Below are 14,931 nucleotides of genomic sequence, written 5' to 3' on the forward strand. Positions count from 1 at the left end.
CAGCCATGGACTTCGGATTCATACTTTCAAGCGCTGCCGGTGAACTGTTCAGCCCGACGACGGCGGCGTACGCGCTCGCCGCCCTCGGCCTCGCGGTTCACTTCGGTTACGCCGGCCTGCTCAACTTCGGCCAGGCCGGCTTCATGGCGGTGGGAGCCTACGGCTTCGCCGTCTCCACCCTTACATTCGGCGTGCCGTTCTTCGTCGGCCTGCTCATCGCCGTGATCTGCTCGGCCATCTTCGCGATGCTCCTGGGCATACCCACTCTGCGGTTGCGCGCGGACTACCTGGCAATCGTCACGATCGCGGCCGCGGAAATCGTCCGCTACATCGTCACGACCAACCAGCTGACCGCCGTGACGGGTTCGGCCAACGGCCTGGCCGCCTTCGAAGGCGGGTTCTACGGCATGAACCCGTTCCCGGAAGGCTCTTACCTGGGCATGAACAACCGGGACTTCTTCATCCGCGTCGTCGGCTGGGGCCTCGTCATCATCTGCTGCACCCTGGTGTGGCTGCTGATGAGGAGCCCGTGGGGCCGCGTGCTCAAGGGCATCCGTGAGGACGAAAACGCGGTCCGGTCCCTCGGCAAGAACGTGTACGCGTACAAGATGCAGGCCCTCATCATCGGTGGCGTGCTCGGCGCCCTGGCGGGCATGATCTTTACGCTCCCCCGCGGCGCGGTCCAGCCGGCCAACTACGGCACGGAACTGACGTTCTTCCTCTACACCTGCCTGCTGCTAGGCGGCCTCGGCACGGTGCTGGGACCCGTCGTCGGCGCGATGATCTTCTGGGTGGTGCTGTCCCTCACGCAGGGCATCCTGTACGGCCTGATCGAATCCGGCGCCGTCACCTGGCTGAACACAGTCCAGGCCGGCCAGCTGCGTTACATCCTTGTGGGTGTCGCACTGATGCTGTTGATGATCTTCAGGCCCCAGGGCGTCTTCGGTAACAAGAAGGAGCTGGCGTTCGCATGAGCACGCAGAGCGAAGAACCCCGTCCGTCGGAGAACTCGGAACAAATTGACTACATGACGGACACGCGTCCGATTGCCGCGGGGGACACTGCTCCCGGCTGCAAGAAGCGCGATCCGATCGTGGTGGCGGAAAATGTCACCCGCACCTTCGGCGGCATTAACGCCGTCGACGTCGAGTACCTGGAGATCCCGCGGCACAAGATCACAGCGCTGATCGGCCCGAACGGTGCCGGCAAGACCACGCTGTTCAACCTGCTGACGGGCTTCGACACGCCCAATTCGGGCAAGTGGCAGTTCGAGGGCCAGAGCATTGCCGGCGTTTCCTCGTACAAAGTGGCCCGCATGGGAATGGTCCGCACCTTCCAGCTGACCAAGGTCATGGGCAAGCTCACCGTCATGGAAAACATGCGGCTGGGTGCTTCCCGGCAGTCCGGTGAGCGGCTGTCCAAGGCCCTGTTCAAGGGCATCTGGGGCGGCCGCGAGAAAGAGATCACGGCCGAGGCCGACGTGCTGCTCGAGAAGTTCAAGCTGGATGCCAAGAAGGACGACTACGCAGCGTCCCTCTCCGGCGGCCAGCGGAAGCTGCTGGAAATGGCGCGGTCCCTGATGGTGAAGCCCAAGCTGGTCATGCTCGACGAGCCGATGGCAGGCGTCAACCCGGCGCTGACCCAGTCCCTCCTTGACCACATCAAGAACCTCAAGGCCGAGGGCATGACCGTGTTGTTTGTTGAGCACGACATGCACATGGTCCGGCATATCGCCGACTGGGTCGTGGTGATGGCCGAGGGCAAGATCGTGGCCGAAGGCCCGCCGGCCGACGTCATGAAGAACCCGGCCGTGATTGACGCCTACCTGGGCGCCCACCACGACGTCGATCTCGGTGACTCGGAAGGCATCAAGGAGCTCGCCGCCGAGCTCGTAGCCGACGAGGAGTCCATTGTCGGCACCGAGAACGCCGGCATCATCTCGCTCGACGTCGTCGCCGGTGAAACGGATTCGCCCGCGGTCCCGGACAGCAACGGTCCGGCCCGCGGCAGGCGCAGCGCCGATGAGCCGACCCGCACAGAGAAGGACACAGAATGAGCGCCACCAGCGCGGCAGCCGCCGTCAAGCCCATCCATGACGAGGATTCGGTCGTCAAGGTCACCAATCTGGTGGCCGGCTACCTTCCCGGCGTCAACATCCTCAACGGCTGCAGCATCGAGGCCCGCAAGGGCGAGCTGATCGGCATCATCGGCCCCAACGGCGCCGGTAAGTCAACGCTGCTCAAGGCGATGTTCGGCCTGGTCAAGGTGCACTCGGGTTCGGTTGTGGTCCGGGGCCAGGACATCACCGGGCTGAAGGCCAACAAGCTGGTCAGCAGGGGTGTCGGCTTCGTTCCGCAGAACAACAACGTGTTCGCCGCCCTGACCATCGAGGAAAACCTGCAGATGGGCATGTTCCAGCGGCCCAAGGACTTCGCCGAACGGTTCGACTTCGTCACCGGCCTGTTCCCGGAGCTCGGCAAGCGGCGCGCCCAGCGGGCCGGCTCGCTCTCCGGCGGCGAACGCCAGATGGTCGCCATGGGACGGGCCCTGATGATGGACCCGGCCGTGCTCCTGCTCGATGAGCCCTCCGCAGGCCTCTCCCCTGTCAAGCAGGATGAGACCTTCCTCCGGGTCCACGAGATCAACCGGGCCGGCGTCTCCGTGATCATGGTGGAGCAGAACGCGCGCCGCTGCCTGCAGATCTGTGACCGCGGCTATGTCCTTGACCAGGGCAAGGACGCTTACACAGGCACCGGGCGGGAGCTCATGAAGGATCCCAAGGTCATCCAGCTGTATCTGGGCACCCTGGCCGACACCGTCGACTAGCGTTTCGGGCAGCAGCTCCCAGGAGGGCCGTCACCAGCCGGTGGCGGCCCTTTTGCGTGCCTGGCGTAGCGTTGGGGCACTCCGGGGGGCCCCTGCAGCGTCTCCGGGCGTCTGCGCAGCGGCTTGGTCGGCGCCTGCCTCCGTCGCCCTCAGCGCTTGTCCCACCGGCCGCCCCGGTAGAACAGCGACGGCGTCACGCGGCGCGGAGTTATGGGCGGGCACCCTGCGGGCGCAGCCGGAATTCCGGCGTCGGACGGTCCTCGGCACGCCCAAAGCCTGCTGTGCGTGACGCCCCTCCGTACTGTGCCCCTCCCCCGCACGCAAAAGACCCCCGTCCGAACCGGACGGGGGTCTCTTGTTAGTCGGTGGGAAGCGGCTTACAGCTTGCCGAATTCTTCCTTGGCCGGCTTGTAGGTGTTGTCATCCTGGAACTCGTAGATGCCGATGTAGGCTTCCGTCGGGTCCCCGGCGTCGGAGAACGTTACGGGGCCGGACTGGCCGTCGTAGTCGATGTCCTTGCCGTTGCGGAGCAGGGTGATGCAGGACGGGAAGTCGTTGCACTTCTCGCCGGTTTCAGAGACGGCCTTGAGCTGCTTGGCGATGTCCGTGCCCTTGGTGCTCTTGGCGGCCTCGGAGGCCAGTGCGATCAGGTTCACGGCATCGTAGGACTCGCCTGCGTAGCTGTAGTCCTTCAGCGCCGGGTCGATGGCCAGGAGCTTCTTCTTGAAGTCATCCTTGGCGAACGTGCCAGGGATGGTGCCCTGGGCGCCCTTCAGGGTGCCTGCCTGGAAGTCCTTGCTGTAGTCGGACATGTTGCCGTCCACAAGGAACATCTGGGTGGGCTTGATGCCCTTGCCCGTCATCAGCGGAACAATGCTCTTGGCCTGGTCAAAGGTGATCAGGGCAATCGCGTCCGGCTTGGCCGCGATGACCTTGTCGACCTGGCTGCTGAACTGGGAATCGCCTTCGTTGAAGAGTTCCTCAGCGACAACCTTGCCGCCGGCTGCCTCGAACGCTGCCTTCACGTTCTTGGCGAGGCCCGTACCGTAAGCGTCGTTCAAGACGATCATGCCAACGGTCTGTGCCCCACAGGTAGCCATGTAGTTGCCGAGGACCTTGCCCTGGAGCACGTCCGAGGGGGCGGTGCGCCAGTAGAGGCCCTTGTCGTCCCACGTGGTGAAGTCCGGCGAGGTGTTGGCCGGGGAGAACTGGACGACGCCGGCACCGGTGATCTGGTTGATCACGGTCTTGGAAACACCGGAGGAAGCCGCACCGACGATTGCGCCGACACCCTGGCCCAGCAGGGCGGTGGTGGACTGGGTGGCGATGTCGGTCTTCGTGTCACCGGAGTCGCGGTGGGTGACCTCGACAGGCTTGCCGAGCACGCCGCCGGAGTCATTGATTTCCTTGATGCCAAGGTTGACACCTGCGATCTCGGGCGGGCCGAGGAACGCCAGGGAACCGGTGGTCGGCAGCAGCGAGCCGATCTTCAGCGCGGTTTCGGTGGTCTCGGGGGAAGCTGGCACTGAACCGCCGGCGCCGGCGGCAGTGGTGGCGCTGCCGGTCGCACTCGGGGCCGGGCAGGCAATGCCTGCGGCCTTGGCGGTGGCGGATCCTGTCGACGTCGGGGTGGACGAGCCACCACAAGCCGTAGCCAGAAGGGCGACGCCGATGCTAAGCGCTGTGAGCTTAGCGATGCGGGGCGCCACCTGGGGGAGTGAAGTCATTTATGAATCTCCTCGATCTAAAGGTGCGAACGGCCTTTGATGCGAAAGATCAGGTGTTCCTGATTTAACTTCAAGCTAATGCAAAATTGGCCCGAACATAAGTGACTAGGGTCACATCCTTATAACACTCGTTGCATAGAGGAAACCAGGGCCGGGATCCGGGGTGTTCGGAGGGCGCGGCCGAGTGCCGAAGCGCCAGTGTGCCCCAGGTGGGACTCGAACCCACAACACGCGGATTTTAAGTCCGGACAACGGGCGCGTGGGGTGGTGTGGGGTGATGTGAAAACCGCAGGATCCCGGGGGGTTCTTGGTGTGGGGTGGTGCGCATATGTTGGTGGTCATTTTGCGGATAGGCCACCAAATAGGCCACCAAATCGAAGCTCAGGCAGGCAGGAATCCGGGGGGCCTACTCCCCCACCGAATGCCGCGGAGGTGCTCGGGGCATCGCCTGTATTCCTCGATGTCCCACTCCGAGTCGGTGACCCTGCGGACGTTCCCCGCGGGGATCCATGCCCAATGTGGGCGGTAGTCGTCGTCCTGCCAGGACACGAGGATCTGTGAGGGGTTCCAGCGGTCTGCCTGGGCGTATACGTCGACGGTTCCGCCGTCGGCCAAAAGGACTGACGCCACGATCTTCGGGTACTGGCCGTACGTCCACGAGTGGGTGTCGTCCGGGCTGTGGTCCAGGTCAGGCATGAGGTACTCATACGTCACACCGTCGAGGGTGAAGGATGCCATTGCGCCATCGTATGCGCGGCACCACCGAATGGCATGATCAGCTGCCGTTCTTCCTACCGACGGTCATTATTCAGCAGTGTTTGGGCGCGTGCGCCGACGCGGCTCATCTCGGCAATGAGATCCGGGAAAGATACTGACTCGGATAGAACGGTGAGCGTCAGGGTCTGTGGGTCGAAATGCCGGAGGATGTCCTCGCGTTTGAACGGCATCATGTGCAGCGGACCCCAATTGCGGTCGACGATGGGTTTGCCTGCGAACGTATGGGCATCCAGCCTCTCGTCGAAGTGTTCCAGCGAGTTTCGAACTTTTCTGCTCTTCAAAGGGGACGAGTCCGTGACCTTGAGGACTTTCCGGAGGCTTTTGGAGCGAGTAGCCGCGTGCTTGCAGTACGCCTCGTAGTCTTCGTCATCGATGTCCAGCCACACTGGTTTAACGGGGGATGGATTCGTCCAGAGCAACTTGGACAGGCTCGCGGCGGTTGCCATGAAGTTCTGTGAGAATCCCAACGTCGTCCCGATGTCTTTCGCCTCGAGGGCCTGCTTGAGCAAGCCGGAAGCAACCACTGCTCCCTCGACTTGGTGCACTACCTCCCTCAGGTAAATCTCGAGTGTCCGGTTGTCCATGGAGTGCCCCATTCTGTATGTGATCGTGCTCAGACTACCTCTCCATCCTGGTGCCATCGATTCCGTGCGGACGCACGAACGGCCCCACCCTCACCAAGGAAGCTAAGGATAGGGGCTTTCGCATTAGTCGCCGGCGCCGTAGGTCCTTCCCCTGCTCCGGCCGTAGGCTTGCGGCATGTCGACGTCCCATTGCCCGGAGTGCTTTCACGCCTTGCCCGCGCCTCGGATCCCGCCGCTGCGCCGGGTGACGGGTCTCGGTCCGGTGTCTGCTCACAGATGCCCGGAGGTGGTTGAGGCTGAGGAATCCGTTGGCGGAGTGGCCGGCCCCTGCTGGTGCCCGAACCACTTCCACCGTGAGAACCGTCCTGACGCGGACACCAAAACGCCCCCGCACCGGTCCGAGGAATAGTGCGGGGGCGATCCGGTAGACCGTCCAGCCGGCGGCTTGGGTAGTGCAACCAGGCTTGGATTGGATCCGCGCTTGGATAGGACAGCCAGCAGAACGATCCAAGGTAGGACGGCTGCAACAGCAAAGTCAATGGCACCCTGCAAGGACGCACACGGGTGGCCCTATTCTTGGGGGTAACAAAGACTTTGAATCTAAGTGGGGGAATCATGGCCAAGGGCCTGTCAGAGCTGAATGACGAGTATGTGCAGTTGCGGGAGCAGATGGCGACGTCCCCCAAGGACGGTGATCAAGCGAAGCTTGACGCCATATCCGTAGAGTACGACACGGCCCTGACGAGTTGGCTAGCCAACCCATGACTGCTGCACGATGACTGCTATTTTCGGCGCTCTTTTAGACGCCTTCGCCGGTAAAGCCGTGGACCTCTTCTTCGGGGAAATATCTTGGGTCTTTCCAGCTTCCTGCCTATTCGCGCTAGGACTTCTCAACATGGGTTTCGACAGAATTAGGGGGATCTTCATGGGGAAAGCAGATCGGATTCGCAGGGCCCGCCATCTCGATTCGGCAAACAACGCAGCTCCGCAGGAGCCGGCCGCAGCCAACGCCGCGTTCATTTTCGAGGATTGCGACGACATCACGGTCGATTCCAACCGGGTCCGGGGATTCAAAGCCGTCCTTCATGCGCGCAGGTCGACCAACATCTCAGCTAAGGACAACGATCTACGTCCAGATTGATGGATTCACCGGGACTGTTATCACACGAAAGCCCCGCCCTTCGAGTTGAAGGGCGGGGCTTCGTATTCGGATTTAGGTTCCGTCGACGACGAGTTTTCCGTCACTGGCGACGGTGACGTTGCCTGCGGCGGTGTGCTTGCCCAGGTAAGTGGGAGTCTTTGCGGAGCCGAGGACGGCGCGGGTCAGCCAGTCGGGCAGCCGCGGTTCGAGCCACCGCCAGAAGGCGTACCAGGCGCCGATGATCACGGCGGTGATGATGGGCAGCAGGATGTTGGCCAGGCCGTTGAGGTCGGCCTCCAGTGGTGCGAGGATCGGCAGCACACCGATCAGCCACGCGATGAGGCTGCCCCACAGGGCCGGGACGACGGTGCGGAGAATCGCGGTGACCAGCATCTACTTACCTCCCAGTCGTTCGGCCAGCGCGTCGACGAACTTCTGCGCCTGATCTTCCGGGACGGACGCGGCGAACTCCGCCGGGTCCATGTTCTGCATCCGTATTTTGGCTTCCTCACTGTTCCAGAAGGTCTTCTGGGCGTTGCCCACGAGCTCGTCAACCTTGATGTTGACCTTCTTCTCGAACTCGGTGCCGAACTGATCGCCCGTGGCGGCAGCGTCCAGTTTCTCGTTCATGCCTGTCAAAAGGTCCAAGATGGCCTTTTCGCCTGCAGCTGACATTTCATCCTCCTCGGATGGTGTGGTGATGCCTTGCGGGTTGATGCCGGTGCGGGGCCGGATGATGCCCAGCAGCCCGCGGCGGGGCAGGTGCTGGAGAATGGTCGGCCCGGTGGTCCACTGCGGGTATGGGTTGCCCGGCTGGGGGGCGCTACTGTTCTGGCTGATGCAGAGCAGCTGCGCGCCGAGGTCGCGGACGGCCACGGCGACGTGGGTCTTGGGGAACCACGCCGGGTAGGAGTCGTCCCAGACCAGCGTGTCGCCGCCCCGCACAGTGGCCGTGGGTGGGAGCAGTTCGTACGCTGCGGCGATGGCCGCGCTCTGCGGGAAGGCGTCGGACATGTTCCCTGCCCAGCCCGGCCAGCGGCCCTTGCCGTTCGTGCTGATGACCGGCAGGCCGAGGTACTTGGCCCAGTTCGCCGGGACGTCCCAGCACTGCGCGCCGAAGCCCTGATTGGTCGGGTTCCAGTCCTCGTTGAGGTACCGGCCCGCCACCTGGGGTATCCAGTTGGCTAGGGCCGTTGTCAGGTTGATCATGGCTGCTCCTGCTTGTCTGGTGGGGGTTTCTTGAGCTTCGGCCAGGGCCGGAGTTCCCGGCCGCTCATGCCGTGCTCGGTGCAGTCGCGGCGCAGCTCCGAGGCGTATTCTTCCGTCAGGCGCCGGTTGTGGGCTTCGAGGTCGGCGCGGTCCCGTTCCCGTTCGGCGTCGTTCCATGCCTCGTTGCGCTGCTCTTTCATGCTGATGTTGCGGATCCTCTCGCGCCCGGCGGTGCCGTTGGCAACCTTCACGACGCCGTTCACGAGCGCGACGAGGAACCCACTGCTGCCTACGACGCCGAGGACCGCGACGAGGATCTGTGTTCCGTCCATCTGTTACCTACTTTTCGGGGTCGTAGGCGTAGTGCCGGGTTTTCACGAGGCGGGCTGCGAACGCGAGGATGGCGAAGACGACGAAGCAGATGGAGGCGATACGGAGGCTGACTTGGCTGATGGGGATTCCCCAGTAAGCGGTGCCGTAGATGCCCATCGCGAACATGCAGAGGATCGCCCCGGCCCGTTCGAGCCACCAGACGCCTTGTAGTACGGTGCACGCGCCGATGCCGCCGCCGACCACGAGCATCCCGGCCCAACACGCCACGAGCGTCTGCCCGAGGGTGCCTTGGATCGTCCGGGGCGGGTCGGACATGACTGCCAGGCCGAGTACGGTTACGGCCAGGTAGGCGAAGAAGTAAATCGCTGACAGCGCCCGGGGTTCCTGAACGCGGAGCCAGAGTTTCAGCAGGGCATGTCGCATGGATTTTCTCCTTAGTTCGTGGGCCGGGGTCATCCGGCCGCGGTCGTGCTGGTCATCTGCCGGGCTTGCCATTGCGCGGTGGCTGCGACGGACGCTGCGGCGGTGTAGTTGTTGAGCGTGACGGTGGCGCTGGTTGCGCTGTTGGCGGTGATCGCCCCGACGGTGACCCGGCCGTCCCCGCTGTTGACGTTCAGGATCGGCGCGACACTGAACCGGCTGGCAGGGTAGGTGATCGTGATCGAGGTCGAGGCCCCGGCAGCGATGATGCCAACCGCCACCGTGCCCGCTGCGCCGGCGTAACTGTTCTTATCCAGCTTCGCCTTGTCGGTGGTGCTCAGGAAGCCCGCTACTGAGGCTGTCGCCGCCGCGTGGGTGTGGCCTACCGGGGCGACTTCCTGCCATGCGTTGAAGGCGAAGGTGGAGTACTTGGTGCGCCAGAACTTCCGGTATTGGGTGGCGTAGCCGGTGTACCACTGGAAGGTGAACACGCCGAAGGTGACGACCTCCAGCAACCCCGCCTGAGGCAGAGGATAGTTCAGCCCGGATACCGCATCTGCCACCTGGCTTTGGGAGTAGTAGCCTGAGGTTACGTAGGTGTCCAGGTCGGCGGCGTCCGGGATTTCCGTGACCGTAACGTCACTGAGCGGGTGCGTGTGTGCTGCCGGGGCGAATGTGGCTGGCTTGGCCGTCACTTCGGTCCATGCCGGGAACCAGTTACCGGCTTTGGCGGTTGTGGCGGTGGCGCCGACGATCGGGGCGAATGTGGTCGGCTTGTTGGTCAGGTCCGCCCACAAGTGTGTGTGCGCCAGCAGTGCCCGGAGTGCCACTTGCTGGTCGGTGTAGGTGTTCGCCGCCGTGACGCTGCCCGCCGCGGCTGTCGCGGAATTAGCTGCCGCTGTGGCGCTGGCTGCCGCCGCATTGGCGGAGGCGAAGGCCTGCGCCGCGATGATCGTCACCTGGTCGATGCCGACGCCCGGGGAGCTGGGCACCTTGACCACGGACGCGAGGTCGATCACGGAATTAGATGGAACGGCCAGGCTGTGGGCCGGTATCTGCGACACGGGGCGTCCGTTGCGGGGCAGGAATTTGTAGGTGGCCGTCCACGTCCAGTTCAGGGCCATGAGGTCCGGGTCGTCGGTGGCGATGAGCTTCACCCACGGCACGGTGGGGATCGTTTCGTCCCCCGGATCCGGCGTGCAGAGCCGTCCCGATCCGTCCAGGATGCCGACGACTATTTCCGACAGGATCGTGACGGGGGCGGTGGCGGTGGGGTCGGGCCAGTAGTCCACGGACGCTTGGAACTCGACCGTGCCCTGGACGGGGTAGGTGACGGTGGGGTTCTCGGGGTCGGGTCCGTCGCCCACGGCAATGACGAACTGTCCGCTGACCTTCCCGGTGCTGACGTTACTGGGCAGCGACATGTGTCCTCCAAGGGGTAGGAAGAGGAGCCCCATGGCGGGGCCCCTCCGATGGGATTAGGGCAGCAGCGCCTTGGCGAACACGCTGTGAAGATCGAAATAGCCTTCGGGGTTGGGGTGCCACTGGTCGAAGTACAGCCCCCGAGCCGACCCGATGCCCCGGTTGATCCAGTGCGCCGACAGGTCCAGCAGGGGCACCTGATACGCGTCCGCAACGTCGTACAGCTTGGGGTAGAAGTCGCTGAACCATGTGGTGCGGGTGTCGGAGTAGACCGGTGGATCCACCACCAGCAGCACGTCCTTGCCGTATGTCCGTAGGTTGGCGAGGATCAGCCCGAGGTTGGTCACCAGCGAGGCCGAGCCGGTGGACCAGATGATCTCGTTGGCGCCGAGCTGGATGATGACGCCGTCGGCCTTCCAGCCGTGAACGATGTCGCTGTACCCGTTATAGAAGCTCGCCCCCGTGCCGGAGCCGGTGGGGATCCAGTCGTTGGCGATCGAACCGCTGTAACCGAAGTTGCCTATTTCCAGCCCGGTGGCGTTCCGCAGGCTGATGCCGAGGATGTACGCCGTGGTGGCGCTGAGGCTGGTGATCTTCACCGTGTGGGTGGTGTTCGCCAGACCCGTAACGGTGGTGACCTGGATGGCCGAAGCACCGGACGGGGTAATGGTGACCGGGGTTCCGTTGTCGATGCTGTAGCTGACCGCCGAGCCGTTGCCGAAGGTGTAGATGTCGACCACCGTCGCGGCGTGATCGAACGCCACCGTGAAGGACTTGCCGGCAGTGGCGCAGCTCAGGTGCAGCTGCATGTTGCTGCGGGGCCCGCCCGTGATGTACCACTCAGCATCCTTGGTGATGCGGGCGTCCGGAGTGGTGTTGTTCCAGGCCGTGACCATGCCGGGGGTCGACTGGCCCGCCTGAGCCGCTCGAAGCTGCAGCAGACGCATGTCGTCGATCACGCCCGGAGAGCCACCCTGACCGGCGATCATGCTGTGTCCCATGCCGGCTGCCCGGTAGGTGTACTTGCCGGCCAGTGCCCCTGCGATCCTCCGCCGCATGGGGCCGATGTCGGCACCCTCCGGGAGGTAGAGCCGGTACGCGGTGGAGTAGCGCCCGGCCCGGACACCCGCCGCTGCGGGAGCGTTGGTGAAGGGTGCCGCGAACTCCAGCTCGGTGTCCACCTTCACGGACGGCGAAAGGTTCTCCAGCCCGGTCCAGTAGGCATTCAGGCTGTCACCGTCGTGCCACTTGTGGACTGTGTTGGACTCCATCGGCATACCGGCGCTGACCTCGACGATGTGGCCCGCCAGGGGCACAGTGCTCAGCGTGCTGTTCATGGCCGCGCCGATGCGGACGGTGGCCGTGCCAGCCGGGGCCCGCACGCCGTTAACCTCGAGGTCGGTCCACGCGGTCATCCCCGCCGGGACGCGGATCAACCGGTTGTAGTACGTGGCCCCGATCTGGGCTCCACCAGCATCGTAGAAGTAGATGGTCGCACCCATCACCGTGGCCACCGAAGACCGCACAGAGACGATCCCGGCCCACATCCTCCCGGGGGTGGCGACACCGAGCGGCAGCTTGAGGTTCGCCGACGCCGCAGTCGCGTCGTTGTTCCAGGTCATGCGGACGTAGCCCGCCTTCGACGGGGTGTCGACGTCCTCCACGAACGTGAGGAAGCCGCCGCCGCCAGCGCCGTAGTAGGCGGTCCAGGCCGGGGTCGGTGCCCGGGGAGCAGAATTGGACGTCGGGTTGACGATTAGCGCCTGACCGGAGGATGCTGCCAGGGCCTGCACGATGCTGTACGGGGAGGCATCCCCGGGGACGCCCCTGGTGATGATCTGCGACGGAGTGACAATGGCGAGCATGTCACCGATAGCGCCGCCACCGGGCGGGACCACGATGCGCCACGACGGCGTAACCGTCCGGGACAACCCGTTAGAGGACCAGTTGATCGTCAGCTTGTACGGTGAGTACGGGTTCGTCCCCAGCGACTCTTGCAAATTGACTGTGAACGTGCCGTTAGCCGCGGGGGTGACCTTCACCGGCTCGGCAGGGATCAGGGTGGATGACCCGAGGATGACAAGGTCCTCGTCCAGTTCAAAGACGAGTTCCGGGATTCGGTCCCCTAGGCTGACGCCGGCCAAATCCTTGAGGTTGCCGGTAACTGGTACGGCTGCCATGTGGTGCCTCCTGGGCATGAAAAAAGGCCCTCTAAGGGGCCTTGATGTATTAATTCGGGGTCCGTGTCGCTACACTCAGCGCATGGAAAAACTTGGGGGACTCGTCCTTATTGCTCTGCTCGCTCTCACTGGGTGCTCGGCACCGGCCGCCACTGAGCCGGCGACGACGAGCACACCGGCATCAACGGAGGCCGACCAGCGCATCGCCCCGCTCCTGGCAGCACCCGCCCCGGCTGAGTCCGTGGCTCCCGAATTCGACGACGAATCGGCGCAGAGTAAGTACCTCGAAGGTGTGAAGAAGGTCTGGCGCGGTGACATCCCGTCCGATGAGATCCTGCTGAAGGCTGGCGGCGCGTCCTGCACGCTCTTCTCCGAAGGCAAGAACTACAACGAGATCGCCCAGATGTCAGGAACAACTGAAGCTGAGGGCGACAACGCCGCTTCCGTTGCTATCTACGCCAGCCGAAACCTCTGCACGCAGTACAACACCGACCGCTAGTTGATCTTCTTCAGATTGCCGAAGCCGTCGATGTAGACATTCGGTGTAACGCCTGTCGTTGACGGGATGCCGGTGATTTTCACAACCGGCGCGGCGATCTCGATCTGGCTGACGCAGGTGATCAGCATTCCGAAGAGTGTCGACGCGGACACGGATCCGTTGGGGAAGTTGACTGTCCCGCCGCCGAGGCCAGTGTTCTCCAAGGTCAGGCCGCCGAGCTTGATCTTCTTTCCCGCCGCTACCGTCAGGTCGTTGTTCAGGGTTGCCGGGCCCTTGATGTCCAACGATCCCTCGGACGTTAGGTCTCCGTTGGCCGCGATCTTGAACTGCCCGAACGTCGCGGAGCCGTCCGGGTTGATCTCCGCGGTTCCGGTGGTGATCTTCCCGGACGGGTCGATTGTCAGGGTGCCGAACTTCGCGGAGCCGTCCGGGTGAAACTCAATCCCGCCGACCGTGATGCTGCCGCCGTCTCGGACGACGAGGGGTCCGCTGATGTTCACTTCGCCCTCGAAGTCGATGATTCCGCTGGCGAGGAGTCGCCCGATGATCTCCGCGGTGCCGGTGACTTCCAGTCCCTCGTTTTCAATCCGGAGCTTTCCGGTGCCGTAGAACCGCATCCCGCCGGAGACGGACGATCGGTTCAGCGGCGTGGCGTAGGTCCTTGCGTCGAAGCGCCGGACGAGTTCTTCGAACTCGTCGCGGCCGACGTGGTCTATCTTTGTCATCCGACTACTCCTGGTTGGAACTGCAAATCAACGAACGGGGACAGATCGCCGGAATAGGCGATCAGGAGAAGGTGGGTGGTGCCGTCATCGAGCCAGGGATCGCCCTGGATGTTGACGCGCACGCCGATGCCCGGGCGGAGCTGGTTCGCCTGGTGCTCGCCCTCCTCTTTGCCTGTCCGGATACTGAAGGACCACTGCGCAGTAGGGTCCTTGCAGAGCTCCAGCTCGGCGTCCGCGAGGGCCTGCAGTTTGGCGGGGTCCTCCACGGCGGGGAATGCCACGGTTTTGACGAGCGCAGGGTAGGGCGAGGCGCCGTGGATCGCTGCCTTGGTGAGCATGTCGGCTTCGGTCCCCTGACCGGTAGCGATAACGTGGTTCGCTACCTTCTGGGCGTCCCTGGTGACCTTGAGCCCCGAGACGCCCGATTCCTCAGCGGTGGGGTTGAACACGAGCAGGCCCGGGGCCGGGACTCCAATGGACACCTCCCACTCGAAGAATGTTGGGTCGCTGGGGCGCCACCGGGGTAGGAAGTCCGTGTTCGGGCCGTACTTGGTTTCGATCAGCACTTTGATAGCGTCCGGCGCCTTGAGCAGGTGGTAGTTCTGATAGGTGTACGTGTGGACGCCTGGGATATCGGCCGGCAGCACGAGCGGCAGCTCAAATGTCGCCCCGGCCGTCGCCTGCTGAATGACGCGCTTCACTTGTGTTTCGAGGGAAAGCGGGCCGTAAACCAGAGGCGCTTCCTTCTCCACTCCCGCGTTCGAGTAAGCGCACATCATGCGCTTACCGAAGATCGACCAAGGATCCGCGTAAGTCAGGGTCACAGTAGCCGCGTCTCGGTCGTAGTCCTGCACCCAGATGATGCCGCCGTAGAGGGGCACGCCGTCCTCCTCGAATACGAGGGTGCGGGAGGCCGGCTCCGTCAGGTACTTGCCCGGGAAACCTTCGGAGTCGCGGTCGCCGACGTAGAAGGAGGCTTCGCCGGCGCCGGAGGCGTTTTGCATTCTGGCCCACGTTGCCTCCGTCGGGGCGAGGAGGCCCAGCTTCTTCCCGGTGTGCGTGTCAACGGACCAGACAAGCTTGCCCAT

At 63.9% G+C, this 14,931-nt stretch carries 16 protein-coding genes; 5 read left to right on the forward strand and 11 right to left on the reverse strand.

Annotated features, from left to right (window positions below; translation table 11 throughout):
* Positions 1–5: 5 nt before the first annotated feature.
* The 3 genes from ABIB51_RS07200 to ABIB51_RS07210 are packed head-to-tail and all read left to right on the forward strand — an operon-like array spanning position 6 to position 2,826.
* Positions 6–974 (forward strand): branched-chain amino acid ABC transporter permease, encoded by a 969-nt coding sequence (locus ABIB51_RS07200; protein ID WP_354186885.1) that lies wholly within the window; start codon positions 6–8, stop codon positions 972–974.
* The gene (locus ABIB51_RS07205; protein ID WP_354186887.1) at positions 971–2,056 is read left to right on the forward strand and encodes an ABC transporter ATP-binding protein; all 1,086 of its coding nucleotides are present in this window, start codon (positions 971–973) and stop codon (positions 2,054–2,056) included. The genes ABIB51_RS07200 and ABIB51_RS07205 overlap by 4 nt, the downstream gene beginning before the upstream one ends.
* Positions 2,053–2,826, forward strand: a complete 774-nt coding sequence (locus tag ABIB51_RS07210) for an ABC transporter ATP-binding protein (protein ID WP_354186889.1) — start codon at positions 2,053–2,055, stop codon at positions 2,824–2,826. Before ABIB51_RS07205 ends, ABIB51_RS07210 begins: the two co-directional genes overlap by 4 nt.
* Before the next feature lie 377 nt (positions 2,827–3,203).
* On the opposite strand, the gene ABIB51_RS07215 is transcribed toward ABIB51_RS07210, so the two are convergent.
* The 3 genes from ABIB51_RS07215 to ABIB51_RS07225 all read right to left on the reverse strand — a co-directional run bounded on the left by ABIB51_RS07215 (position 3,204) and on the right by ABIB51_RS07225 (position 5,914).
* Positions 3,204–4,553, reverse strand: coding sequence for an ABC transporter substrate-binding protein (locus ABIB51_RS07215; protein WP_354186891.1), 1,350 nt, complete (start codon positions 4,551–4,553; stop codon positions 3,204–3,206).
* A gap of 381 nt (positions 4,554–4,934) precedes the next feature.
* Positions 4,935–5,291 (reverse strand): hypothetical protein, encoded by a 357-nt coding sequence (locus ABIB51_RS07220; protein ID WP_354186893.1) that lies wholly within the window; start codon positions 5,289–5,291, stop codon positions 4,935–4,937.
* Positions 5,292–5,344: 53 nt separating this feature from the next.
* On the reverse strand, positions 5,345–5,914 hold the full coding sequence (locus tag ABIB51_RS07225; protein WP_354186895.1) for a hypothetical protein: 570 nt from the start codon (positions 5,912–5,914) through the stop codon (positions 5,345–5,347).
* 775 nt (positions 5,915–6,689) lie between these two features.
* Between ABIB51_RS07225 and ABIB51_RS07230 the strand changes: the two genes are divergently transcribed.
* Entirely contained in the window at positions 6,690–7,055 is a 366-nt protein-coding gene (locus ABIB51_RS07230) for a hypothetical protein (protein WP_354186897.1), read from the forward strand.
* 72 nt (positions 7,056–7,127) lie between these two features.
* On the opposite strand, the gene ABIB51_RS07235 is transcribed toward ABIB51_RS07230, so the two are convergent.
* From ABIB51_RS07235 to ABIB51_RS07260, 6 genes are read right to left on the reverse strand one after another with little or no spacing between them, the layout of a single operon-like run.
* On the reverse strand, positions 7,128–7,448 hold the full coding sequence (locus ABIB51_RS07235; protein WP_354186899.1) for a hypothetical protein: 321 nt from the start codon (positions 7,446–7,448) through the stop codon (positions 7,128–7,130).
* A complete protein-coding gene (locus ABIB51_RS07240) occupies positions 7,449–8,264 on the reverse strand; it encodes a hypothetical protein (protein WP_354186901.1) in 816 nt (271 codons plus the stop codon). It abuts the gene before it with no gap.
* The gene (locus ABIB51_RS07245; RefSeq protein ID WP_354186903.1) at positions 8,261–8,596 is read right to left on the reverse strand and encodes a hypothetical protein; all 336 of its coding nucleotides are present in this window, start codon (positions 8,594–8,596) and stop codon (positions 8,261–8,263) included. Before ABIB51_RS07245 ends, ABIB51_RS07240 begins: the two co-directional genes overlap by 4 nt.
* Before the next feature lie 7 nt (positions 8,597–8,603).
* A complete protein-coding gene (locus ABIB51_RS07250; protein WP_354186905.1) occupies positions 8,604–9,020 on the reverse strand; it encodes a hypothetical protein in 417 nt (138 codons plus the stop codon).
* Positions 9,021–9,049: 29 nt separating this feature from the next.
* Positions 9,050–10,441: a pyocin knob domain-containing protein gene (locus ABIB51_RS07255; RefSeq protein WP_354186907.1), complete on the reverse strand. Its 1,392-nt coding sequence runs from the start codon at positions 10,439–10,441 to the stop codon at positions 9,050–9,052.
* A gap of 54 nt (positions 10,442–10,495) precedes the next feature.
* Complete coding sequence (locus tag ABIB51_RS07260) at positions 10,496–12,619, reverse strand: SGNH/GDSL hydrolase family protein (protein WP_354186909.1); 2,124 nt, start codon at positions 12,617–12,619, stop codon at positions 10,496–10,498.
* 82 nt (positions 12,620–12,701) lie between these two features.
* Here ABIB51_RS07260 and ABIB51_RS07265 point away from each other — a divergent pair, with 82 nt between their 5' ends.
* The gene (locus ABIB51_RS07265; protein WP_354186911.1) at positions 12,702–13,118 is read left to right on the forward strand and encodes a hypothetical protein; all 417 of its coding nucleotides are present in this window, start codon (positions 12,702–12,704) and stop codon (positions 13,116–13,118) included.
* Here ABIB51_RS07265 and ABIB51_RS07270 read toward each other — a convergent pair.
* Both ABIB51_RS07270 and ABIB51_RS07275 read right to left on the reverse strand, forming a co-directional pair.
* The gene (locus ABIB51_RS07270; RefSeq protein ID WP_354186913.1) at positions 13,115–13,843 is read right to left on the reverse strand and encodes a hypothetical protein; all 729 of its coding nucleotides are present in this window, start codon (positions 13,841–13,843) and stop codon (positions 13,115–13,117) included. The genes ABIB51_RS07265 and ABIB51_RS07270 overlap by 4 nt on opposite strands.
* Positions 13,840–14,931 (reverse strand): hypothetical protein, encoded by a 1,092-nt coding sequence (locus ABIB51_RS07275; RefSeq protein ID WP_354186915.1) that lies wholly within the window; start codon positions 14,929–14,931, stop codon positions 13,840–13,842. Before ABIB51_RS07275 ends, ABIB51_RS07270 begins: the two co-directional genes overlap by 4 nt.

The organism is Arthrobacter sp. UYCu712 (assembly GCF_040547005.1).
Classification (GTDB): domain Bacteria; phylum Actinomycetota; class Actinomycetes; order Actinomycetales; family Micrococcaceae; genus Arthrobacter.